Source organism: Streptomyces sp. NPDC002623 (assembly GCF_053592635.1).
Genome location: NZ_JBSFWB010000005.1, coordinates 1 through 23671, shown reverse-complemented (window position 1 = coordinate 23671; position 23671 = coordinate 1). Strand labels below are relative to the sequence as shown.

Sequence of the window (23671 nt, the reverse complement as noted above, 5' to 3'; positions counted from 1 at the left end):
TCAGCCCAGGTAGCCCATCCGGTGGCTGATCTCGTCCGCGCCCTTGATCAGCACCGGAGCCAGCTCGTGCAGACGCTCCTCGGTGAAGCGGTACGAGGGGCCGGAGGCGCTGAGTGCGGCGATGACCTCGCCGTCCCGGTTGCGGACCGGCGCGGCCATGGCGTGCAGGCCGATCTCCAGCTCCTCCAGGGTCCAGGCGTAGCCGCGCTCCTTCGCCTCGGCGAGGTTCTTCTCGAGCTTCGTCTTCGCGGTGATCGTCTGCGGGGTGGACTTCTTCAGCCCGGCCTCGGCGAGCAGTGCGGCCCGCTCCTTGGCCGGGAGGTGGGCCAGCAGGATCTTGCCGCTCGACGTGGCGTGCAGGGGGGTCAGCTCGCCCACCCAGTTGTGCGCGGTGACGGCGCCCGGGCCGCGCACCTCGTAGAGGTTGATCGCGTACTGCTCCTGCATGACCGCGATGTTGACGGTCTCGCCGATCTCCTCGGCGAGCCGCTCACAGACCGGGCGGCCCTGCTGCGTGATGTCGATGCGTCCCGTGACGGCGCCGGCCAGGCGTACGATGCCGAACCCGAGGCGGTACTTGCCACGCTCGCCCGCCTGCTCCACCAGACCGCGCGCCTCGAGGGCGCCGAGAAGCCGGAAGGCGGTGGACTTGTGAACGTCGATCTCGGCCGCGACCTCACTGACGCCCGCTTCGCCGCGCTGCGCGAGGATCTCCAGGACGCTGATGGCGCGGTCCACCGACTGGACTCCGCCGGCCTGTGAATTCGACGATTCTGGGTCAGTGCTGTAGTTGCTCACAGTGAAACTATACGCGTAGTAAACAACACACTTGCAAGTAACGGGACGGAAATCAAGGCTCACTAAGTTGCGTGGTTCGCAACCTGGTGCATATAGCGCTACCGGTACTAGCATGCCTCGCGTATCTACGGCGCGAGCGAGACGAGGCATCATGGCTCCCTTGCAGTACGACTTCGTCATCGTCGGCGGCGGATCGGCCGGCAGCGCACTGGCGAACAGGCTCTCCGCGGACCCGGCGAACCGGGTACTGGTACTGGAGGCCGGCCGGTCCGACTTCCCGTGGGATGTCTTCATCCAGATGCCCGCGGCGCTGACCTACCCCATCGGCAGCCGGTTCTACGACTGGAAATACGAGTCCGAGCCCGAACCGCACATGGGCGGCCGTCGCGTCTACCATGCGCGCGGCAAGGTGCTGGGCGGCTCCAGCAGCATCAACGGCATGATCTTCCAGCGCGGCAACCCCCTGGACTACGAGCGCTGGGCGGCCGACCCGGGCATGGAGACCTGGGACTACGCGCACTGTCTGCCCTACTTCCGGCGGATGGAGAACTGCCTCGCGGCCGACCCCGACGACGAGTTCCGCGGCCATGACGGCCCCCTCGTCCTCGAACGCGGCCCGGCCACGAACCCGCTCTTCGGCGCCTTCCTCAAGGCCACCGAGGAGGCGGGACACGCCCCCACGGACGACGTCAACGGCTACCGGCAGGAAGGTTTCGCCAAGTTCGACCGCAACGTCCACCGCGGACGCCGGCTGTCGGCCTCGAAGGCGTACCTCAAGCCCGTGAAGAAGCGCCCCAACCTCACGGTCAAGACCCGCGCCCTGGTCACCCGGGTCCTCTTCGAGGGCAAGCGCGCCGTCGGCGTCGAGTACCAGCGGGGCAAGGGCGCGCTCCAGCAGGTCCGCGCCAAGGAGGTCATCCTCTGCGGCGGCGCGATCAACTCCCCGCAGCTGCTCCAGCTCTCCGGCGTCGGCAACGCCGAGGAACTGAGCGCCCTCGGCATCGACGTCGTCCACGACCTCCCGGGCGTCGGCGAGAACATGCAGGACCACCTGGAGGTGTACGTCCAGTACGCCTGCAAGCAGCCGGTCTCCATGCAGCCGTACATGGCGAAGTGGCGCGCCCCCTTCATCGGCCTGCAGTGGCTGTTCCGCAAGGGGCCGGCCGCCACGAACCACTTCGAGGCCGGCGGGTTCGCCCGCAGCAACGAGGACGTCGAGTACCCCAACCTGATGTTCCACTTCCTGCCCATCGCGGTCCGCTACGACGGCTCCTCGCCGGCCGGCGGCCACGGCTACCAGGTCCACGTGGGACCGATGTACTCGGACGCCATCGGCTCGGTGAAGATCAAGAGCAAGGACCCGCGCGAACACCCGGCGCTGCGCTTCAACTACCTCTCCACCGAGCAGGACCGCCGTGAGTGGGTCGAGGCGATCCGGGTGGCCCGCAATCTGCTCAACCAGCCCGCGATGGCCCCCTACAACGACGGGGAGGTCTCGCCCGGCCCGCAGGTCGAGTCGGACGAGGAGATCCTCGCCTGGGTCGCCAAGGAGGGCGAGACGGCCCTGCACCCGTCCTGCACCTGCAAGATGGGCCCCGCCGCCGACGAGACGGCCGTCGTCGACCCGACCAGCATGCGGGTGCACGGCGTGGAGGGCCTGCGCGTGGTGGACGCGTCCGTCATGCCCTACGTCACCAACGGCAACATCTACGCGCCGGTGATGATGGTCGCCGAGAAGGCCGCCGACCTGATCCTCGGCAAGGAGCCGCTCGCGCCGTCGAAGGCCGCGTACTACCGCCACCGCGACGCCCAGAAGCAGGCCGGGTAGACCTTGGCCGGCCACGGGCTGAGGGCGCTGCTGGAGAGCGTGCGCTACGAGGTGCTGCCGGCCGGGGCGACCGAGGACAAGGTCCTCGCCCATGTCCCGCGCGATGTCGTCGTCACCGTGACGGCGTCGCCGGTCAAGGGCCTGGAACCGACCCTCGACCTCGCCGGCCGGCTCGCGGCGCACGGCTACCGCGTCGTCCCGCACGTGCCCGCACGGCTGCTGCGGGACGACGCGCATCTGAAGGAGGTCGCGGGCCGGCTCCGCGCGGCGGGCGTGGACGACGTCTTCGTCCCGGCGGGCGACGCGGACCCGCCCGCCGGGGCCTACGACGGGGCGCTGCCGGTGCTGCGCCGGCTGAGCGAGCTGGGCAGGCCCTTCGCGCACGTCGGCGTCACCGGCTATCCCGAGAGCCATCCCCGCATCCATGACGACGTCACGATCCAGGCGATGTGGGACAAGCGTGCGCACGCCACGAACATCGTGAGCAATCTGTGCTTCGACCCGCGCGTGCTGGGGGAGTGGATCGCCCGTATACGACAGCGGGACGTCACCCTGCCCCTGTACGTGGGCGTCGCCGGGCCCGTGCAGCGGGCGAAGCTGCTGTCGATGGCGACGAAGATCGGCGTCGGGGAGTCGACGCGCTTCCTCACGAAGCACCCGTCGTGGTTCCTGCGTTTCGCCACGCCCGGCGGGTATGCGCCGGAGCGGCTGCTGGCGCGTGCCGAGGGGGCCCTCACCGCGCCCTCGGCCGGGGTGGCGGGGCTGCACCTGTTCACGTTCAACCAGATCGCCGAGACGGAGGCGTGGCGGCGGGCCGTGCTGGAGCGGCTGACCGGCTGAGCATGGCTGGGGGCTGTGCCCCCAGACCCCCCTTCGGCCCTGAAGGGGCCTTGTCCTCAAACGCCGGACGGGCTGTGATACCCGTCCGGCGTTTGTATGCAGAACCGCTCGGAACCGCTCAGCGGAAGACCACCGTGCGGTTGCCCTCCACCATCACGCGGCTCTCGCTGTGCCACTTCACCGCGTGCGCGAGCACCTGGGCCTCGACGTCACGGCCGACCGTGACCAGCTCGCCGGGGTCGAGGGAGTGGTCCACCCGGACCACGTCCTGCTCGATGATCTGGCCCTCGTCGAGGTCCGAGGTCACATAGTGCGCGGTCGCGCCGACGAGCTTGACTCCGCGGTCGTAGGCCTGGTCGTAGGGCTTCGCGCCCTTGAAGCTGGGGAGGAAGGAGTGATGGATGTTGATGGCGTGACCCTCGAGCTGTTTGCACAGGTCGTCGGAGAGGATCTGCATGTAGCGGGCCAGCACCACCAGGTCGACGTCCAGCTCGCGCACCAGCTCCAGCAGCCGCGCCTCCGCCTCGGCCTTGGTGTCCCTGGTGACCGGGACGTGGTGGAAGGGGACGCCGTAGGTGTCGGCCAGCGCCTCGAAGTCCCGGTGATTGGAGACGATCGCCGGGATCTCGATGTTGAGGGAGCCGGTGCGCTGGCGGAAGAGCAGGTCGTTCAGGCAGTGCCCGAACCTGGACACCATGATGAGCGTCCGGGTCGGGGTCGAGGCGTCCCGGAGGGTCCAGGAGATGCCATAGGCCTGCGCGACGGGTCCGAATCGGTAACGCAGATTTTCCAGATCGACGTTTGGATCGGAAACGTCGAAGTGGACCCTCATGAAGAAGCGGCCCTGGAGTCGATCATCGAACTGCTGGCTCTCCAGGATGTTGCCGGAGTTTCTGACGAGAAAGCCACTCACGGCGTGGACCAGCCCGGCGCTGTCGGGGCAGGAGAGAGTGAGGACGAACTCACGGCCGGGTTGCGGTCGAGGGGACATGCAGGCCTCCGCTGGTGCGTATTGCACAACATGGTGAGCGATACGCAACATGGTCGGCTCGGTGCCGTCTGAGGTCAAGGGCGGCAGGGCAAGTGCCCGCAAAGCCGAATCGTCACCGGTGAACCTCTTGACGCCGGTCGGGACATTCGCCAGGGTGTTCCACCACAAGCAATTGATTGCATGATGCGCAACGCATTTACGGTTCAAGGGCTTTGAAGGGCTAGGCGCGTGGCAGACCTGTATGTAGACGGGAAATGGCGGGAGCCGGTGGCCGGCGGGCGCCGGGAAATTCGATGTCCCGCCGACGGAACGCTCTCGGCCACCGTGTCCGAAGGGACCCGCGTCGACGCCGAGGCCGCGATCGCCGCGGCCCGCCGCGCCTTCGACGAAGGTGTCTGGCCGCGCACCCCCGAGCGGGAGCGGGGCGCGCTGCTGCTGCGCACCGCCGACATCCTCGAGCGCGACGCCAAGGAATTCGCCCGCGCCGAATCGCTGGACACCGGCAAGCGCCTGGTGGAGAGCGAGTACGACATCGCCGATGTCGTCTCCTGCTTCCGCTACTACGGCGGCATCGCGGGCACCGACGCCGGCCGGGTGATCGACACCGGCCGGGACGACGCCGTGAGCCGTGTCGTGTACGAGCCGATCGGCGTGTGCGGCCTGATCACCCCCTGGAACTACCCGCTGCTCCAGGCGTCCTGGAAGGTCGCGCCCGCCCTCCTGGCGGGCAACACGATCGTCCTCAAGCCCAGTGAGCTGACCCCCTCCACCTCGATCCTGCTGATGCGGGCGCTGGAGGAGGCCGGGCTCCCGGCGGGCGCCGCCAACCTGGTCCTGGGCGCCGGGCCCGAGGTGGGCGCGCCGCTGTCCGAGGACCCGGCAGTCGACATGGTCTCCTTCACCGGGGGCCTGGAGACGGGCAAACGCATCATGGCCACCGCCGCGGCGGGCGTGAAGAAGGTGGCTCTGGAACTCGGCGGCAAGAACCCCAACGTCGTGTTCGCCGACGCCGACTTCGAGACGGCCGTGGACTTCGCTCTCACGGCCGTCTTCCTGCACTCCGGGCAGGTCTGCTCGGCCGGCGCCCGGCTGATCGTCGAGGACTCGCTGCACGACCGCTTCGTCGACGAGGTCGTCCGCCGGGCACGGCAGATCCGCCTGGGCGGGCCCTTCGACGCCGAAGCCGAGACCGGCGCGCTGATCTCCGCGGCGCACCGGGACAAGGTCGAGGCGTATGTGGCCGCCGGGCTCGCCGAGGGCGCCGTACTGCGCTGCGGCGGTGCGCGACCCGACGACCCGGCCCTGGCCGGCGGCCACTACTACCCGCCGACCGTCCTCGACGAGTGCCGCCAGGACATGCGGGTGGTCCACGAGGAGTCCTTCGGGCCCGTGCTCACCGTGGAGCGCTTCACCGACGAGGACGACGCCGTACGCATCGCCAACGACACCGAGTACGGACTTGCCGGAGCCGTCTGGACGCAGGACGCCGGCAAGGCCCAGCGGGTCGCCGGGAGGCTGCGCCACGGCACGGTGTGGATCAACGACTACCACCCCTATGTGCCGCAAGCGGAATGGGGTGGCTTCGGGCACTCGGGCGTGGGCCGGGAGCTGGGACCGACCGGCCTGGCCGAGTACCGAGAGCCCAAACACATCTGGCAGAACATCCAACCCCGGCCGCAGCGCTGGTTCCGCGGCTGAACGCCGAAAAGAGGTCGATCGTGACCCCAACACAGACCGAGGTCCCCCGGCGGCGCGGTACGCCACAGGACTCGGACTCCACCCCGGTCATCTCCGTGCGCAACCTGTGGAAGGTGTTCGGGCCGAAGGCCGACCGGGTACCGGACTCCGAGGAGCTGTGCGGTCTCACCCGCCGCGAGCTCATGGACCGCACCGGATGCACCGCCGCCGTACGCGATGTGAACTTCGAGGTCGCGCCGGGCGAGGTCTTCGTCGTCATGGGCCTGTCCGGCTCGGGCAAGTCCACGCTGGTGCGATGTCTGACCCGGCTGATCGAGCCGACCTCCGGCGAGGTCGTCTTCGAGGGCAAGGACATCCTCGACGCCGACGACAAGCGTCTGCGCGACCTGCGGCGCCGCAAGTTCTCCATGGTCTTCCAGCACTTCGGTCTGCTGCCCCACCGCCGCGTCGTCGACAACGTGGCGTTCGGTCTGGAGATCCGGGGCATGGGCAAGGGCGAGCGCGTCCGGCGGGCCCAGGAGGTCGTCGAACTGGTCGGCCTCGCCGGCTACGAGAACTCCTACCCCGACCAGCTCTCCGGCGGCATGCAGCAGCGCGTGGGCCTCGCCCGGGCGCTGGCCGGCGACCCGGACGTGCTCTTCTTCGACGAGCCGTTCTCGGCGCTCGACCCGCTCATCCGCCGTGACATGCAGAACGAGGTCATCCGGCTGCACCACGAGGTCGGCAAGACGATGGTGTTCATCACCCACGACCTCTCCGAGGCGCTCAAGCTCGGCGACCGCATCCTCATCATGCGCGACGGCAAGATGGTCCAGTGCGGCACCGGCGACGAGCTGGTCGGCGCCCCGGCGGACGACTACGTGCGCGAGTTCGTCAAGGACGTGCCGCGCGGCGATGTGCTGACCCTGCGCTGGATCATGCGCCCGGTGGAGGACGGCGACACCCTCGACGGCCCGGAGCTGGGTCCGGACGTCGTGGTGCGGGAGGCCACCCGGGCGGTGCTCGCGGCCGACCGGCCGGTCAAGGTCGTCGAGAACGGCAAGCTGCTCGGCATCGTCGGCGACGAGGAGATCCTCGCGGTCGTCGCCGGGCAGGAAGGCGACATGTGATGACCGTCGTCATGGAGAAACCGGAGAAGACGGAGCCGGTGGCGAAAGCCGCTCCCGTCGCGGGCGCACGCAGGATCAGCCGCTCCATGGTGGTGGGCGCGATCCTGCTCGGCTGGCTGCTGCTGTTCGCCGTGCTGCGCGGCAAGCAGACCCTGACCCTGGCGGCGGCGGACCTGACCGATCTGCACCGGTGGTTCAACGACGTCAACGACTCGATCGGCGCGAACCGCAACTCCAACCCGCTCTTCCTCTACTTCTTCAACGAGATCCGCCTGGTCATCGACAACCTGGTGACCTTCGTCCAGGGGCTGATCTCGCAGCCGACCGGCGACCGTCCGCTCCCGCAGATCGGCTGGCTCGGCGTCGTCGGCATCGCCGGCTACGTCTCCTGGGCCGTGGGCAACTGGCGGGTCGCGCTGCTCGCGGTGGCCGGCTTCACCTTCTTCGGGCTGCAGGGCCTGTGGCAGGAGAGCATGGACACCCTCGCGCTCACCCTGTCCGCGGTCTTCGTGGCGCTGCTGTTCGCGATCCCGCTGGGCGTGTGGGCGGGGCTGTCCGACCGGTTCAACCGGGTCATGACGCCGTTCCTGGACTTCATGCAGACGATGCCCACCTTCGTCTATCTGGCGCCGCTGACCCTGTTCTTCCTCATCGGCGGGGCCTCCGCGACGATCGCCACGGTCATCTACGCGGCGCCCCCGGCGATCCGCATCACCGCGCACGCCATCCGCTCGGTGCCGGAGACCACCGTCGAGGCGGCCGACTCGCTGGGCGCGACCCGCTGGCAGGGACTGCTGAAGGTCCTGCTGCCGATGTCCAAGCGGACCGTCGTGATGGGCGTGAACCAGTCGATCATGGCCGCCCTGGCCATGGTGACCATCGCGGCCCTGATCGACGCGCCCGGCCTCGGCAAGACCGTCGTGCAGGCGCTGCAGTCGCTGGACGTCGGCACCGCCTTCAACGCGGGCCTGTCCATCGTCGTCATGGCCATCGTGCTCGACCGGGTCACGACCGCGGCCAGCGTACGGGCGGAGGCGGCCCGTAACTCGAAGAACCGGTTCCTCGCCTGGCGGCGGCCGCTGCTCGGCGCGGGCGCGGTGGTCACCCTGGTCCTGATCTATCTGTCGAACACCTACCTGTGGGCGGCGGAGTTCCCCGGCGAGGGCGGCGTCGGCAGCTCCATCGCGAGCGCGGCCGACTCCACCACGACCTGGGTGCAGGACAACCTCTCGGGTCTGACCAACGCCGTCCGCGACGCCGTCACCAACGGTCTGCTCAACCCGTTCCAGTCGTTGCTCACCGACTCCCCGTGGTGGCTGGTCGGCGCGGTGCTGATCGGGCTGGGCGCGGTGCTGGGCGGCTGGCGCGCCGGCGTCACCACGGCCGTGTGCGTGGGCCTGCTGGTCGGCACCGGAGTGTGGTCGGACGCCATGACGACGATGGCGTCGACCCTGGTCGCCACGGTCATCGTGATGCTGTTCGGCATGGCGTTCGGCGTGTGGATGGGACGCAGCGCGCTGGTGGACCGGCTGCTTCGGCCCACCCTGGACGCGGCACAGGTCATGCCGCCGTTCGTCTATCTCGTGCCGTTCCTCGCGCTGTTCGGTGCGACCCGCTTCACGGCGATCGTCGCCGCGGTCGTCTATGCGGCTCCCGTCGCGATAAAGATCATCGCGGACGGGGTGCGCAACGTGCCCGCGACCACCGTGGAGGCGGCCACCTCCGCCGGGTGCAACACCTGGCAGATCATCACCAAGGTTCAGCTGCCGATGGCACGCAGCGCCCTGACTCTCGCGACCAACCAGGGCCTGATCTATGTGCTGTCGATGGTTGTGGTGGGCGGCCTGGTAGGCGCAGGCGCCCTCGGCTACGACGTCGTGGCCGGCTTCTCGCAGGGGCAGCTGTACGGGAAGGGGCTCGCCGCGGGGCTGGCCATCGTCCTTCTCGGAGTCATGTTCGACCGGATCACTCAGGCAGCGGCGCGGCGTACCAGCGCGTAAGGAGCTACGGACCATGGCAAGGCAAGCAAAACAGTGGAGAGTCGGCGCGGCAGGCATGGCCGTTCTGGGGCTCACCCTGACCGCCTGCGGCGGTGCGAAGGTCGGGGACAGCGGTTCCTCGGGGTCCGACAGCTCGGGCAGCTCCGCCAAGTGCGGCGCCTTCAACCTCGCGGTCAACCCGTGGGTGGGCTACGAGGCGGACGCGGCGGTCGTCGCGTACGTCGCGGAGAACGACCTCGGCTGCAAGGTCACCAAGAAGGACCTCAAGGAGGAGATCGCCTGGCAGGGCTTCGGGACGGGCGAGGTGGACGCCGTCCTGGAGAACTGGGGCCACGACGATCTGAAGAAGAAGTACGTCGAGGGGCAGAAGACGGCCGTGGAGGCCGGCTCGACCGGCAACAAAGGCATCATCGGCTGGTACGTGCCGCCGTGGCTGGCGAAGGCGTACCCCGACATCACCGACTGGAAGAACCTCAACAAGTACGCCTCGAAGTTCAAGACCTCGGAGTCGGGCGGCAAGGGCCAGCTGCTCGACGGTGACCCGTCGTACGTCACCAACGACGAAGCCCTGGTGAAGAACCTGAAGCTGGACTTCAAGGTGGTGTACGCGGGCAGCGAGACCGCGCTCATCCAGGCCTACCGCAAGGCCGAGAAGAACAAGGAATGGGTGATCGGCTACTTCTACGAGCCGCAGTGGTTCCTCTCCGAGGTGCCTTTGGTGAAGGTGAACCTGCCCGCGTACACGGCCGGCTGCGACGCCGACGCCGAGAAGATCGCGTGCGACTACCCCGTGTACGACCTGGACAAGATCGTCAGCGCGAAGTTCGCCAAGTCGGGCAGCCCGGCCTATGACCTGGTGAAGAACTTCAACTGGACGAACGACGACCAGAACGTCGTGGCGAAGTACATCGCCGTGGACAAGATGACGCCCGAGGCGGCGGCGAAGAAGTGGGTCGACGCCAACCGCGCCAAGGTGGACGCCTGGATCAAGTAGGCCGGTCGCGGATGCCCGGTGGGCGGTGTGCCTCGTGCGCGCCGCCCACCGGGCATCGCCGTTTTCTGGGCCGCTTTTCGAGGCCGTCCTCCTGCGTCACGGGCCCTCTTGACACCCACCTGCACGACAGGCACATTGAGTTGCGCAACCTGAATCACGTTGCGTAGAGAGCAACTGAACCGGAGGTGCGGCGATGGCGGGACCCCGAGTGGTCATCATCGGAGCGGGCGTCGTTGGAGCGGCACTCGCGGACGAGATCTCCGCACGAGGCTGGACCGATGTGACCGTGGTCGACCAGGGCCCGCTGCCGGCCACCGGGGGCTCCAGCTCGCACGCTCCCGGCCTGGTCTTCCAGACGAACTCCTCCAAGACCATGACCGAGCTGGCCCGCTACACCGTCGAGAAGTTCTGCTCCCTCGACGTCGACGGCAAGCCCTGCTTCCTCCAGGTCGGCGGCCTCGAAGTGGCGACCACCCCCGAGCGCCTGACCGAGATCCAGCGGCGCCACGGCTGGATCACCGCCTGGGGCATCGAAGCCCGTCTGCTGACCGCCGAGGAATGCGTCGAGCAGCACCCGCTGGTCAACCCGGACCGGGTCCTCGGCGGCCTCCTGGTGCCCACCGACGGCCTCGCCAAGGCGGTCCTCGCCGTCGAGGCGCAGATCCGCCGGGCCACCGGGCGCGGCGTGCGCTTCCTGGCCCGCCACGAGGTCCTCGACGTGACCCGCGCCGACGGCGAGGTGACCGGCGTCCGCACCGACCAGGGCGAGATCCCCGCCGACATCGTCGTGTGCTGCGCCGGCATCTGGGGCCAGAAGATCGCCCGCATGGTCGGCATGAACCTGCCGCTCACACCGCTCGCCCATCAGCTCGCCTGGACCGGCCCGGTACCGGCGCTCGCCGGACAGACGGAAGAAGCGGTGCGCCCGATCCTGCGCCACCAGGACGCCGACCTCTACTACCGCGACCGCTTCGACGGCATCGGCATCGGCTACTACGGCCACCGCCCGATGCCCGTCTCCGTCGACGACATCCTCTCCGTGGACGAGGCCGAGACGATGCCGTCGGTCCTGAAGTTCACCGAGGAGGACTTCGAGGACGCCTGGACCGAGACGCGGTCCCTGCTCCCCGCGACACAGGAGGCCAAGGTCGAGGAGGGCATCAACGGCCTGTTCTCCTTCACCACGGACAACTTCCCGCTCCTCGGCGAGTCCCCGGACGTCAAGGGCTTCTGGGTCGCCGAGGCCGTCTGGGTCACCCACTCCGCGGGCGTCGGACGGGCCATGGCCGAATGGCTGGTCGACGGCCACTGCTCCTCCTTCGACCTGCACGAATGCGACGTCAACCGCTTCGAGCCGCACCAGCTGTCCCCGGAGTACGTCCTGGCCCGCGACTGCCGCAACTTCGAGGAGGTCTACGACATCCTCCACCCGCTCCAGCCGTCCGGTGACCCGCGCCCGATCCGCACCAGCCCCTTCCACGCCCGCCAGCAGGAGCTGGGCGCCTTCTTCCTGGAGGCCAATGGCTGGGAGCGCCCGCAGTGGTACGAGGCCAACGCGGGGCTGGTCGAGGGCCGCAGCATCCCGACCCCCGACGACTGGGCGGCGCAGTACTGGTCGCCGATCGTCGGCGCCGAGGCGCAGGCCACCCGCGAGACCGTCGCGATGTACGACATGACGGCCCTCAAGCGCATCGAGGTCGCCGGCCCCGGCGCAGGCGCCCTTCTGGACCGGCTGTGCACCGGCAAGATCACCAAGTCGGTCGGCTCGGTGACGTACACCCTGCTCCTGGACCACGACGGCGGCATCCGCAGCGACGTCACCATCGCCCGGCTGGCCCCCGACCGCTACCAGGTCGGCGCCAACGGCAACCTCGACCTCGACTGGATCACCCGCCACCTCCCGGCCGACGGCCGCGTCCAGGTCCGCGACATCACCCCGGGCACGTGCTGCATCGGCCTGTGGGGCCCGCTGGCCCGCAAGGTCCTCCAGCCCCTGACGGACGAGGACTTCTCGAACGACGGCCTCAAGTATTTCCGCGCCAAGCGCGCCTACATCGGCAGCGTGCCCGTCACCGCGATGCGCCTGTCGTACGTCGGCGAACTCGGCTGGGAGCTGTACACGACCGCCGACCAGGGCCAGAAACTCTGGGACACCCTCTGGCAGGCGGCGCAGCCCCTCGGCGGCGTCATCGCCGGCCGCGGCGCCTTCAACAGCCTCCGTCTGGAGAAGGGCTACCGCTCCTTCGGCACCGACATGACCTACGAGCACGACCCCTACGAGGCCGGCGTCGGCTTCGCCGTCAAGGCCGACAAGGACGACTTCATCGGCAAGGCCGCGCTGGAGCGCCGCAAGGCGGACGTACGGCGCAGGCTGACCTGCCTCACCATCGACGACCCGCGGTCGGTCGTCATGGGCAAGGAGCCGGTCTACGACGGCGAGCGCGCCGTCGGCTACGTCACCAGCGCCGCCTACGGCTACACGATCGGCAAGGGCATCGCCTACGCGTGGCTGCCGGCGGAACTCAGCGTCCCGGGGACGACCGTGCACATCGGCTACTTCGACCGGCGGGTCGAGGCGGTCGTCGCCGAGGAGCCCCTGTTCGACCCGACGATGTCCCGTCTCCGTGGCTGAGGAGTATCGCAAGTGACGGCACAAATCCTCGACGGCAAGGCGACCGCCGCCGTGATCCGTCGTGAACTCGCCGATCGCGTGGCCAAGTTGACGGCCGACGGCGGTCGCCCGCCGGGCCTCGGCACGGTGCTGGTCGGCGACGACCCGGGCAGCCGCGCCTACGTCGCCGGCAAACACCGCGACTGCGCCCAGGCAGGCATCGCCTCCATCCGCCGGGACCTGCCCGCCGACGCCACCCAGCAGCAGGTCGAGGACATCGTCGACGAACTCAACGCCGACCCCGCCTGCACCGGATACATCGTCCAGCTCCCGCTTCCGCGCCACCTGGACGCGGGCGCCGTGCTGGAGCGCATGGACCCGGCCAAGGACGCCGACGGTCTGCACCCCGTCAGCCTCGGCCGGCTCGTCCTCGGCGTCGAGGCCCCGCTGCCGTGCACACCGCGCGGCATCGTCGAACTGCTCCGCCGCCACGACGTCCCGCTCGCCGGCGCACGGGTGTGCGTGATCGGCCGGGGCATCACGGTCGGACGGCCGATCGGACTCCTGCTCACCCGCCGCTCCGAGAACGCCACCGTGACCCTGTGCCACACCGGCACCAAGGGCCTGGCCTGGCATGTACGGGAGGCGGACATCGTCATCGCCGCCGCCGGCTCGGCCGGGCTGATCACCAAGGACATGCTGCGCCCCGGCGCGGCGGTCCTGGACGTCGGCATCACCCGCGACGACCGGGGCGGCCTGGTCGGCGATGTGCACCCGGACGCCGCCCAGGTCGCCGGCTGGATCGCGCCGATGCCCGGAGGCGTGGGACCCATGACGCGGGCCATGCTGCTCGCCAACGTCGTCGAGGCCGCCGAGAGGAACGCGAACACCGTATGAACCTGCCCCTCGCGAAGGACGGAGACGTCCGATGAGCCCCCGCACCCCCGGTGCCGAGCTCCCCGAGCACCCCGACTGGCTGTGGCGCACGCCCGAGCCGAAGCGCAGCTACGACGTCATCGTCGTGGGCGGCGGCGGCCACGGCCTGGCCACCGCCCACTACCTCGCCAAGAACCACGGCATCACCAGTGTCGCGGTGCTGGAGAAGGGCTGGCTCGCGGGCGGCAACATGGCCCGCAACACCACGATCATCCGCTCCAACTACCTGTGGGACGAGAGCGCCGGCATCTACGAGCACTCGCTCAAGCTGTGGGAGGGACTGGCGGAGGAGCTCGACTACCCGATCCTCTTCTCCCAGCGCGGCGTCCTCAACCTGGCCCACAGCCTCCAGGACGTCCGTGACAGCGTGCGCCGCGTGGAGGCGAACCGCCTCAACGGCGTCGACGCGGAATGGCTGGACGCCGAGCAGGTCGAAGAGGTCTGCCCGATCGTCAACATCTCACCCGATGTGCGCTACCCGGTCCTGGGCGGCACCTACCAGCCCCGCGCCGGCATCGCCAAGCACGACCACGTGGCATGGGGCCTGGCCCGCTCCGCAGACGCCGCCGGCGTCGACATCATCCAGAACTGCGAGGTCACCGGCCTCGACATCGTCGGCGGGCGGGTGGTCGGCGTGCAGACCACGCTGGGCCCCATCGCGGCGGGCAAGGTCGCACTCTGCTCGGCCGGTCACACCTCGGTCCTCGCCGCCATGGCCGGCATCGAACTCCCGCTGCAGAGCCACCCGTTGCAGGCCCTGGTCTCCGAACTGCTGGAGCCCGTGCACCCGACGGTCGTCATGTCCAACGCCGTCCATGTGTACGTCAGCCAGGCGCACAAGGGCGAGCTGGTGATGGGCGCGGGCATCGACTCGTACAACTCGTACACCCAGCGAGGCGCCTTCCACATCATCGAGGAACAGATGTCGGCGGCCCTGGAACTGTTCCCGGTCTTCGCGCGCGCCCATGTGCTGCGCACCTGGGGCGGCATCGTCGACGTCAGCCCCGACGCCTCGCCCATCGTCGGCCTCTCGCCGGTCGACAACCTCTACCTCAACTGCGGCTGGGGCACGGGCGGGTTCAAGGCCACCCCGGGCGTCGGCTGGGTCTACGCCCACACCATCGCCCACGACACGCCTCACCACCTCAACGCCCCCTTCTCGCTCGACCGTTTCACCACCGGCGCGCTCGTCGACGAGCACGGCGCGGCCGCGGTGGCCCACTAGTCCACCAGGGAGTCGGACCATGCTGCTCATCCCCTGCCCCTGGTGCGGGCCCCGCGACGAGGCCGAGTTCCACTACGGCGGCCAGGCGCACGTGCCCTATCCGCAGGACCCGGCGTCCCTCACCGACGAGGAGTGGGCCCGGTACCTGTTCTTCCGCGACAACCCGAAGGGCCCGTTCGCCGAGCGCTGGACCCACGCGGCGGGCTGCCGCCGCTGGTTCAACGCGGTACGGGACACGTCGACGAACGAGATCCTGACGGTGTATCGGGCGGGAGAGTCGCGCCCTGCGACGGTGGAGCCCCGACCGGCGACTCTTCAGCCCGGCCCGGCTGTCGCAGCCCGTCTGGGGGTACCCCCTCTGGGGGAGCTTGAGGACGAGGCCCCGTCAGGGCCGATCGGCGGCCTGCGGGCGGAGCCCCCCGCACGGCTCGACAGCCAACCGAACCGCCTGGCCACGGGTGGCCGAGTCGACCGCACCGACCAGCTGACGTTCACCTTCGACGGCACCGAGTACCAGGGCTACCGAGGCGACACCCTCGCCTCCGCCCTGCTCGCCCATGGCGTCGTCCAGGCCGGCACCAGCATCAAGCTCGGCCGCCCGCGAGGCATCTTCTCGGCCGGCGTCGAAGAGCCCAACGCGGTCGTCCAGATCGAGGCCCCCTTCCCCGAGCCGATGCTCCCCGCGACCACGGTCGAGCTGTACGACGGCCTGGTCGCGAGCAGCCTCCCCGGTCAGGGCCGACTCGCCACCGAACCCGACCCAGCCCGCTACGACGCCGTCCACGCCCACTGCGACCTGCTGATCGTCGGCGCGGGCCCGGCCGGCCTCGCGGCCGCCGCGGCGGCCGTGCGAAGCGGCGCCCGCGTCATCCTCACCGACGACCAGCCGGAGCCCGGCGGCAGCCTCCTCGGCACCGCCGAGCACCTCGACTGGGTGGGGCAGGTCACCGGGCAGCTCGACGCGGCCCCCGAGGTACGGGTCCTGCGCCGCACGACCGTGTTCGGCTACTACGACGACAACCACCTCCTCGCCGTCGAACGCCGTACCAACCACCTCGGCGCGGCGGCCCCCGAGAACGTCTCCCGCGAACGCGTCTGGCGCATCCGCGCCCGACGGGTGGTCCTCGCCACCGGCGCCCACGAACGCTCGCTCGCCTTCGCGGACAACGACCGCCCCGGCGTGATGCTGGCCGCCTCGGCCCGCACCTACGTCAACCGCCACGGCGTCCTGCCCGGCCGTCGTGCGGTCGTCTTCACCACCAACGACAGCGCCTACGCGGCCGCGCTCGACCTCGACGCGGCAGGCGTGGACGTCACGGCGATCGTCGACACCCGCGCCGAGGCCGGCGAGTGGACGGAGCGCGCCCGGCAGGCGGGCATCGAGGTGCTGACCGGGCATGCCGTCACCGGCACGCAGGGCGAGTCGCGCCTCACCGCCGTGACCGTCGCCCCGTTCGGGGAGTCCACCGGGCAGCGGGAGTTCACCGCCGACCTGCTGCTGGTCTCCGGCGGCTGGAACCCGGTGGCGCACCTGTTCAGCCAGGCGGGCGGCAAACTGCGCCACGACGAGACGCTGGGCTCCTTCGTGCCCGACACCTGCCGTCAGGCGGTCGAGGTCGCGGGCGGCGCGAACGGCGTCCTCGACCTGCCCACCGCCCTCGCCCAGGGCGCCGCCGCCGGCGCCCGCGCCGTCGAGGCCGAGGGCTACCCGGCCGCCGCGCCCCGTCTCCCCGCCACACAAGCCCAGCCGCGGGCGACGGCGCCCATGCACGTGTACGTCGTCCCCGGCGCCCCGGGCGCGCCCCGCTTCGTCGACCTCCAACGGGACGTCGTCGTCGACGACCTGGTCCGGGCGACCGGCGCCGGGATGCGCTCGGTCGAGCACACCAAGCGGTACACCACCGCCGGCACCGCCAACGACCAGGGCAAGACCTCCGGCGTCCTGGCCAGTGGCGTCGTCGCCGAACTGCTCGGCGTGGACGTCTCGGCGCTCGGCACGACCACCTTCCGCCCGCCCTACACGCCGGTCTCCTTCGCGACGCTCGCCGGCCGGGACCGCGGCGCGCTGCACGACCCGATCCGCACGACCGCCGTCCACGAGTGGCATGTCGCGCACGGCGCGCTGTTCGAGAACGTCGGCCAGTGGAAGCGGCCCTGGTACTACCCGCGAGGCGGCGAGGACATGGAGACCGCCGTGCTGCGCGAGTGCGCCGCCGCCCGTGAGAGCGTCGCCTTCATGGACGCCTCCACCCTCGGCAAGATCGACGTCCAGGGCCCCGACGCCGCCGTCTTCCTCGACCTGCTCTACACCAACATGATGAGCACCCTGAAGGTCGGCATGATCCGCTACGGCGTCATGAGCCGCCTGGACGGCATGATCTTCGACGACGGCACGGTCATCCGCCTCGCCCAGGACCGCTTCCTGGTCACCACGACCACGGGCAACGCGGCGGCCGTGCTGGACTGGATGGAGGAGTGGCTGCAGACCGAGTGGCCCGAACTCCGCGTCCACTGCACCTCCGTGACCGAGCAGTGGGCCACCGTGGCGCTGGTCGGTCCGAAGTCCCGCGCGGTCCTCGGCGCGCTCGCGCCCGAACTGGCCGTCGACAACGACGACTTCCCGTTCATGGCCTGGCGGGAGACGACCGTGGCCGGCATCGACGCGCGCGTCTGCCGGATCAGCTTCTCCGGCGAACTCGCCTACGAGATCAATGTGTCGCCGTGGCAGGCCCTCGCCCTGTGGGAGGCGCTGTACGAGGCGGGCGCCCCGTACGGCATCACCCCGTACGGGACGGAGACCATGCACGTCCTGCGCGCCGAGAAGGGCTACCCGATCATCGGCCAGGACACGGACGGCACGGTGACTCCGCAGGATCTCGGCATGGGCTGGGCGGTCTCGAAGAAGAAGCCCGACTTCATCGGCAAGCGCTCCTACGCCCGCGCCGACGCCGTCCGCCCCGACCGCAAGCACCTGGTCGGCCTGCTCCCCGAGGATCCGAGCACCTTCCTCCCCGAGGGCACCCACCTGGTCGCCGACAGCGTGCTGCCCGCGCCGCCCGTCCCGATGCTCGGCCATGTCACCTCCAGCTACCGCAGCGCCGCCCTCGGCCGGACCTTCGCGCTCGCCCTGATCAAGGGCGGCCGGGACCGCATCGGCGAGCGGCTGTACGCCCCCGTGGGCGACCGGCTGGTTCCGGTGACGGTCGCAAGCCCCGTCCTCTACGACCCCGAGGGAGCCCGCCGCGATGGCTGACACCGCACTCACCGCCCCGCCCCGCAGCCCCCTGTCGCACGCCGCGGGCCGCCTGGCCGCCGCCACCCGCACCTCCGGGGGCGCGATCCGGCTGGCCGAACTCCCCTTCCTGGCCCAGCTCGACGTGCGACTCGACGCCAAGGGGGCGGCGGCGGACGCCGTCGCCCTCGCACTGGACCTCCCTCTGCCCCTCGAACCCAACACCGTGGTCCACGCGGGGGAGTCGGCCGTGCTGTGGCTCGGCCCGGACGAATGGCTGCTGCTGGGCCGGCCGGGGACCCAACGGGGGCTGGAGAGCCGGATCCGGGAGGCCGCCGGGGACGAACCGGTGTCCGTCACCGACGTCTCCGCCCAGCGCACCACACTGCTCGTCACCGGCCCCCGCGCCCGCGACCTGCTGGCCCACGGCTGCCCGCTGGACCTGCACCCGCGCGCCTTCGGAGCCGGCCGCTGCGCCCAGACGACGCTGGGCCGCACCCAGGTCGTCCTGGTCGCCCGGGACGAACCCCGGGCCGGTTTCTGGGTACTGGTCCGTTCGTCCTTCGCCGGCTATCTGACGGACTGGCTGCTCGACGCGGCGACGGAATACGTCTGACACCTCGTCGAAGCTGACGGCTTGTCACCGGAGGCGTGTCACCCCGGAATCTTCCGGATGCCGCTTCCTGTGTTGTCGCGGATACCTTCCACGCACCGGTCCAGCCACAGTGGCGAGGACCCGGTGACGGCGATCTCATGGCGCGCGAACGCGGCCGGAACCTGTCCGGCCACAGCCCTGCCTCGGAAGGCGCCCGTAGACGACGAAGGGGAAATCATGATCGTGAAACACATCAAGGCGACCGCGGCAGCTGTCACGGTGGCCGCCGCGCTGGCCGGAATCCTGGCCGCTCCCTCGGCGCAGGCCGCGACGTCGGCACCAGCGGCAGCAGCGGCGGCCGAGTGCGGCGTGCGTGCTCACGACAATCGGCTGTGGTGCGGGAACAGCGGATCGGCGCCGACCCGGGTGGAGCCGTTCCACGAGAGTCCCATCACCGGCCTGCTGCAGTCGACGTTCAGCTACTTCACCTGCTGGTCGCCGGGCGGACTGCACGGCGGCGGCAACACGACCTGGTACCGCACGGTGCCCGACTGGAGCAGCGACGGGCGGGAGGGCTATGTGCCGGCCGACTGGGTGTTCACTCCCAGCTGGTTCGACGCCGACCCCAGCAGGTACGGCCTGCGGCGCTGCTGACACGGCGGGGGCGTCACCCAGCAGTGCTGACGCTCCCCGTCCGGGCCGCCCGGCCCGCCCCGGAGCCACCGTACGAAACGACCGCCCGGCACGGAGCCGCGCGGCCAGGAGGGATTCCATGCGCACACCCCGCAGCAGACGCGCCTTAGGGTTGCCGCTGCCCAAGCCGTACGTCCTCGTCGTCGCCGCCGTCCTCGCGGTGTTCGGGTTGTGGGCGGCTTCCGCGGCGGCCCCGGCGGCCGCCACGCCGACGCAGGCGACCGCGGGCGCCCGGCCGGACTTCCGGCTGCCCTTCGCCTGCGGCGAGACCTGGCAGTTGCAGACGTACCAGGGACACGCTCCCGACGACAAGAAACTCGACATGTACCGCGTCGGGGGGCAGACCCTCGGAGCTTCGGTCGTCGCCTCGGCCGCCGGCACGGTCACCGAGCTCTTCGAACCCGGAGGCCTGGAGATCAACCACGGAGGCGGCTGGTTCTCGGTGTACCTGCATATGGACCGCATCGACGTGCGTCTGGGGCAGCAGGTTTCCTCGGGTGCGCCGCTCGGCAGGCTCGGACTGGTGGGGACCACTTCGGCGCACCTGCACTACGAGCAGCTGTACGACACCAACGGCGACAACGACGGCGAGACGGACGAGATGGTGCACCCGGTGCTCCAGGGCACCGAGTACCGGCTCTCCCCCTCCGGGCCGTTCCCCCAGGTCACCAGCACCAACGCCTGCGGCGGCAACCCCGCTCCGGAGCGGTTCTGGGTGGACACCTTCGCCGACGCCCCCGGCTACGCGGCCGTCGACTGCGTCGGCGACACCAGCCCCCGTTGTGCGGTGCAGGGCAAGCTGCTCAAGGGCACCAACTATGTCCTGTGCAAGAAGCCGGGCGACGAGGTGCGCGTGGGGACTTCCTACAACCACTGGTGGCTGCTCACCGACCTCGACCAGGTGGTGCCGGGCGGCTCGGGCCGCGCGTACGTCTCCGCGTACTACCTCCAGCGCTGGGGCAATGACGAGGCGAAGGACAACGAGGGGCGTGACATCCGGCTGTGCTGACCGACGTCAGCCCGGAGAGGGCCGGGCCGGGCACTCCGCCAGTGCCGGACGATCCTTCGTCCGCACCGACGGCAGCCAGGCCGTGGTCCGGCCCTTCTCCGCCGTGAGGCGCACCCTGTACCACCGCACCGAGCGTGAGCCCGCCTCGTCGGCGACCGGCGTCCCTTGGCGGAGCTGGCAGTCGGCGGTCAGGACGTCACCGTCCCACACCCTGGTCAGCACGACGTTGTCGACGTCGTACGGCAGCAGGGGGTCGATCGCGAGTCCGAGGCTGCACAGGTTGTCCCGCTCGCCGGGCCGGTGACACGACCGCTCGGCGTTGTACACCTTGATGAGCGCGTTCGGCACGATGCTCACGGTCGCACCGCCTCGCCCGGCCCCGGAGCCGCTGTCCGGTGACCGCCGGCCGTCGTCGTACTGGAGCCATCCGACGGAGCCCACGCCGCCCGCCGCCACGATCAGCACGGCGGCTGCCAGGATCGTGTGCCTGTTCCGGGACGCCGGCGGCGCTGCGGACCGCTCCTGCTCGGCGCGGATACGGCCCAGCAGGCTCTCGACGGTGTGCGCGGCACGGTCGGTGTGTGCCGGACTGAGGCAGTCGGCCGCCAGATCGCGCCAGAAGGGCGGCACGCGCAGGTCCATGCGCAGCGGTGCGCGTCCGTCGGCGTACTCCTGGGCGGCGGCTCCGCGGGCCGCGGGCGTCGCCCCGGGGAACGGCGAGGCGCCTCCGGTGAAGACCTGGTGGATCATCACGCCCAGCGCCCAGATGTCGGTGCTCTGCCGCACCTGTACGCCCCGTTCGCCCAGCGACGCCTGCCAGCGTTCCGGCGGCAGATAGTCGGGGGTGCCCAGGGGCGGGATGTAGGCGTGGGTGCCGGTCAGCTCCACCGAGAGGCCGAAATCCGCCAGCCGTGCGGATCCGTCCGCCATGATCAGGACGTTGTCGGGCTTGAGGTCCCCGTGCACCCAGCCCAGTTCGTGCAGGTGCGCCAGCCCTTCGCAGACCTCGGTGAGCAGCCGCGCTCCCTCTCGCGCCGACAGCGGCACTTCGCCGGACGGGGCGGAGGATCGGGCAGGGGGCGACGAGGGGCCGCCCCGACCGGAGGGAGACGAAGCCTCCAGCCGTTCACGCAGGCTTCGCTCGGCCCGCTCCATGACGAGCACCACGGCCCCGTCGAAGGCCGAACCGGCGGACTCGCCGAGCGTGATGGAGTCGAACAGCCGGATCAGCCGGGGATGCCTGGTGCGCCGGCTGAGCTCGGTCTCGCGCCGGGCGGTCTCCACCAGCCCGCGCGCCTGTCGCGGCGCGAGCCCGGCCGTGGGCAGGAACTTGAGGGCGACCTCCGCCGGGGCCGTCTCCCCGTGCGCGGCCGCCCCGCCCGCGTTCCCGTCGCCGCCGTGCCCGCCGTCACCGCCGTCACCGCCGTCGTCCGGATCGCCGGCGCGCCTGGCCGCGTACACCGTCCCCCATCCACCGGCTCCGATCAGGCCGGTGACCTCCCACTCACCGACCCGGTAGCCGCGTGGAACCACCTCCACGGAGCCGCTGCTCATCCTCCCGTCACCACCGTCCGGTGGAGCGACGATCTCCTCGACGGCAGGAGCACCAAGTGCTCCTCGCGCACCAGCCCGAAACGCAGGGCGAGTCCCGCCACCGCCTCCCGTTTGCCGTTGCGCCGCACGCCCTGAGCCGGTCCGGTCGTCGCCGGGGCGGTGATCCGCAGTTTTTCGTCCGCCAGATAGTCGATGTGAGAGCTGACCGCCCGGTTGGTCAGCCGCTCGCAGCCCGGCTGGTTCCGCAGCCGCTCCACGATCTGGGGCGTGGTCGCCACCGCCACGGTGGACTCGTCGCGCAGCCGCGGCTCACACAGCGCGACCAGGACGAGGAAGTACGTGGAGGTCTCGTCCAGCGAGAAGCCGGCGAGCGTCCCGGTGCCCGTCAAGCCCTCCATGCCGCTCTTGGAGAGGTACACATGGTCGGGGGCGAACACCTGGAAAGTCACGACGGATCCCCGGGTGGGCAGGAGGACACGTGCGAACTCGAAGGGCACGGGGGCTCCGGCCCTGCGGGGCGGGACCCTGAAATACTCCCCCGCCCCTTCGGGGTTCTCCACCAGATAGGTCTGGTTCGTGCTGAGGTTGCTCAACTGCCAGTGGTCCTCCGTCACCCGGATCTCTCCGGCGAGCCGGGACACTGCTGGATTCGCCATCCGTAGATCGACGGGGACGGACGCGGAGCCGCGCCCGAAGCGGGCGACGTCCCCCGGACCGAGCCGAAGGCTCACCGGCTCCGACACGGTCGTGGCCTCCACCCTTCCGTCCGCCGGCAGGTGAACCAGTACGCCGCTCATGGTCTCCTTCTCCTCCTCGAAGTCCTGTCGCCCACCGGCCCCGTCCGGACGGTGCTCACGGGCTGTGGGGTTCGGCCCGGCCGGCGCGGGGCTCGGGTGCGAGCTCGGAGTCGCCTGGTCGAAGTTCCGGGACGGGCCGAAGGCGCTCAGCCCGCTCCGCCTCTAAGAGGCGATGGCGGCTGTACCGGTTCCCGGCCTCGGGTGCTCTCGGCGGAGTCGGGCTCGAAGGGTGAACCCGCCGCGGCCGAGGGGCTGTTGGGGAGCGCGTGCCGTCGGCGCGTCCCGCGGGCAGGCGGGGGCGCGCCGCATCGGCCCGGCGGACGGCAGTCCGGTCCGGCCGGGCGTCGGGCACTCACAGGGACGAGCACGCTGGTCAGGGCATATCTCCCTAACACTCGATGATGTTCACCGCCAGCCCGCCCCGGGCCGTCTCCTTGTACTTGACGCTCATGTCGGCGCCGGTCTCCTTCATGGTCTTGATGACCTTGTCCAGGGAGACCATGTGGTTCCCGTCGCCGCGCAGGGCCATACGGGCCGCGGTGATCGCCTTCACGGCGGCCATGCCGTTGCGTTCGATGCAGGGGATCTGGACGAGGCCGCCGACGGGGTCGCAGGTGAGGCCGAGGTTGTGTTCCATGCCGATCTCGGCGGCGTTCTCGACCTGTCCGGGGGAGCCGCCGAGGACTTCGGCGAGGGCGCCGGCGGCCATGGAGCAGGCGGAGCCGACCTCGCCCTGGCAGCCGACCTCGGCGCCGGAGATG

Annotated in this window: 18 protein-coding genes; 13 read left to right on the top strand and 5 right to left on the bottom strand. The window is 70.5% G+C overall.

Annotated elements, in window-relative coordinates; genetic code table 11:
- Positions 1 to 798 carry an IclR family transcriptional regulator gene (locus ACWD4O_RS10585; protein WP_451279397.1) on the bottom strand — a complete coding sequence of 266 codons (798 nt, stop codon included), beginning with the start codon at positions 796 to 798 and terminating at the stop codon, positions 1 to 3.
- A gap of 151 nt (positions 799 to 949) precedes the next feature.
- On the opposite strand from ACWD4O_RS10585, the gene betA reads away from it, so the two are divergent.
- Both betA and ACWD4O_RS10575 read left to right on the top strand, forming a co-directional pair.
- Positions 950 to 2626, top strand: coding sequence for a choline dehydrogenase (gene betA / locus ACWD4O_RS10580; RefSeq protein ID WP_451279395.1), 1677 nt, complete (start codon positions 950 to 952; stop codon positions 2624 to 2626).
- Positions 2627 to 2629: 3 nt separating this feature from the next.
- A complete protein-coding gene (locus ACWD4O_RS10575) occupies positions 2630 to 3466 on the top strand; it encodes a 5,10-methylenetetrahydrofolate reductase (RefSeq protein WP_451279393.1) in 837 nt (278 codons plus the stop codon).
- A gap of 118 nt (positions 3467 to 3584) precedes the next feature.
- Here ACWD4O_RS10575 and purU read toward each other — a convergent pair whose 3' ends face one another.
- The gene (gene purU / locus ACWD4O_RS10570) at positions 3585 to 4457 is read right to left on the bottom strand and encodes a formyltetrahydrofolate deformylase (RefSeq protein WP_451279391.1); all 873 of its coding nucleotides are present in this window, start codon (positions 4455 to 4457) and stop codon (positions 3585 to 3587) included.
- Positions 4458 to 4685: 228 nt separating this feature from the next.
- Between purU and ACWD4O_RS10565 the strand changes: the two genes are divergently transcribed.
- The 11 genes from ACWD4O_RS10565 to ACWD4O_RS10515 all read left to right on the top strand — a co-directional run bounded on the left by ACWD4O_RS10565 (position 4686) and on the right by ACWD4O_RS10515 (position 20559).
- Positions 4686 to 6155 (top strand): aldehyde dehydrogenase family protein, encoded by a 1470-nt coding sequence (locus ACWD4O_RS10565; RefSeq protein ID WP_451279389.1) that lies wholly within the window; start codon positions 4686 to 4688, stop codon positions 6153 to 6155.
- A 20-nt stretch (positions 6156 to 6175) separates the two neighbouring features.
- A complete protein-coding gene (locus ACWD4O_RS10560) occupies positions 6176 to 7264 on the top strand; it encodes a quaternary amine ABC transporter ATP-binding protein (RefSeq protein ID WP_451279387.1) in 1089 nt (362 codons plus the stop codon).
- Positions 7264 to 9264 carry an ABC transporter permease gene (locus ACWD4O_RS10555; RefSeq protein WP_451279385.1) on the top strand — a complete coding sequence of 667 codons (2001 nt, stop codon included), beginning with the start codon at positions 7264 to 7266 and terminating at the stop codon, positions 9262 to 9264. The genes ACWD4O_RS10560 and ACWD4O_RS10555 overlap by 1 nt, the downstream gene beginning before the upstream one ends.
- A 13-nt stretch (positions 9265 to 9277) precedes the next feature.
- The gene (locus ACWD4O_RS10550; protein ID WP_451279383.1) at positions 9278 to 10258 is read left to right on the top strand and encodes an ABC transporter substrate-binding protein; all 981 of its coding nucleotides are present in this window, start codon (positions 9278 to 9280) and stop codon (positions 10256 to 10258) included.
- Positions 10259 to 10451: 193 nt separating this feature from the next.
- Positions 10452 to 12890, top strand: a complete 2439-nt coding sequence (locus ACWD4O_RS10545) for a GcvT family protein (protein WP_451279381.1) — start codon at positions 10452 to 10454, stop codon at positions 12888 to 12890.
- Between the two features lie 12 nt (positions 12891 to 12902).
- Positions 12903 to 13766 carry a bifunctional methylenetetrahydrofolate dehydrogenase/methenyltetrahydrofolate cyclohydrolase gene (locus ACWD4O_RS10540; protein WP_451279379.1) on the top strand — a complete coding sequence of 288 codons (864 nt, stop codon included), beginning with the start codon at positions 12903 to 12905 and terminating at the stop codon, positions 13764 to 13766.
- Between the two features lie 31 nt (positions 13767 to 13797).
- Positions 13798 to 15030 carry a sarcosine oxidase subunit beta family protein gene (locus ACWD4O_RS10535; RefSeq protein ID WP_451279377.1) on the top strand — a complete coding sequence of 411 codons (1233 nt, stop codon included), beginning with the start codon at positions 13798 to 13800 and terminating at the stop codon, positions 15028 to 15030.
- A 19-nt stretch (positions 15031 to 15049) separates the two neighbouring features.
- Entirely contained in the window at positions 15050 to 18283 is a 3234-nt protein-coding gene (locus tag ACWD4O_RS10530) for a sarcosine oxidase subunit alpha family protein (protein ID WP_451279375.1), read from the top strand.
- The gene (locus ACWD4O_RS10525) at positions 18276 to 18878 is read left to right on the top strand and encodes a sarcosine oxidase subunit gamma (RefSeq protein WP_451279373.1); all 603 of its coding nucleotides are present in this window, start codon (positions 18276 to 18278) and stop codon (positions 18876 to 18878) included. The genes ACWD4O_RS10530 and ACWD4O_RS10525 overlap by 8 nt, the downstream gene beginning before the upstream one ends.
- A gap of 216 nt (positions 18879 to 19094) precedes the next feature.
- Entirely contained in the window at positions 19095 to 19511 is a 417-nt protein-coding gene (locus ACWD4O_RS10520; protein ID WP_451279371.1) for a hypothetical protein, read from the top strand.
- 118 nt (positions 19512 to 19629) lie between these two features.
- Positions 19630 to 20559, top strand: a complete 930-nt coding sequence (locus ACWD4O_RS10515; protein WP_451279369.1) for a M23 family metallopeptidase — start codon at positions 19630 to 19632, stop codon at positions 20557 to 20559.
- A 6-nt stretch (positions 20560 to 20565) separates the two neighbouring features.
- Here ACWD4O_RS10515 and ACWD4O_RS10510 read toward each other — a convergent pair whose 3' ends face one another.
- From ACWD4O_RS10510 to ACWD4O_RS10500, 3 genes are all read right to left on the bottom strand, one after another.
- Positions 20566 to 22113 carry a serine/threonine-protein kinase gene (locus ACWD4O_RS10510; protein ID WP_451279367.1) on the bottom strand — a complete coding sequence of 516 codons (1548 nt, stop codon included), beginning with the start codon at positions 22111 to 22113 and terminating at the stop codon, positions 20566 to 20568.
- A complete protein-coding gene (locus ACWD4O_RS10505) occupies positions 22110 to 22910 on the bottom strand; it encodes a serine/threonine protein kinase (RefSeq protein WP_451279365.1) in 801 nt (266 codons plus the stop codon). The genes ACWD4O_RS10510 and ACWD4O_RS10505 overlap by 4 nt, the downstream gene beginning before the upstream one ends.
- A gap of 388 nt (positions 22911 to 23298) precedes the next feature.
- On the bottom strand, positions 23299 to 23671 hold a 373-nt coding region (locus ACWD4O_RS10500), incomplete at its 5' end, for an L-serine ammonia-lyase, iron-sulfur-dependent, subunit alpha (protein WP_451279363.1).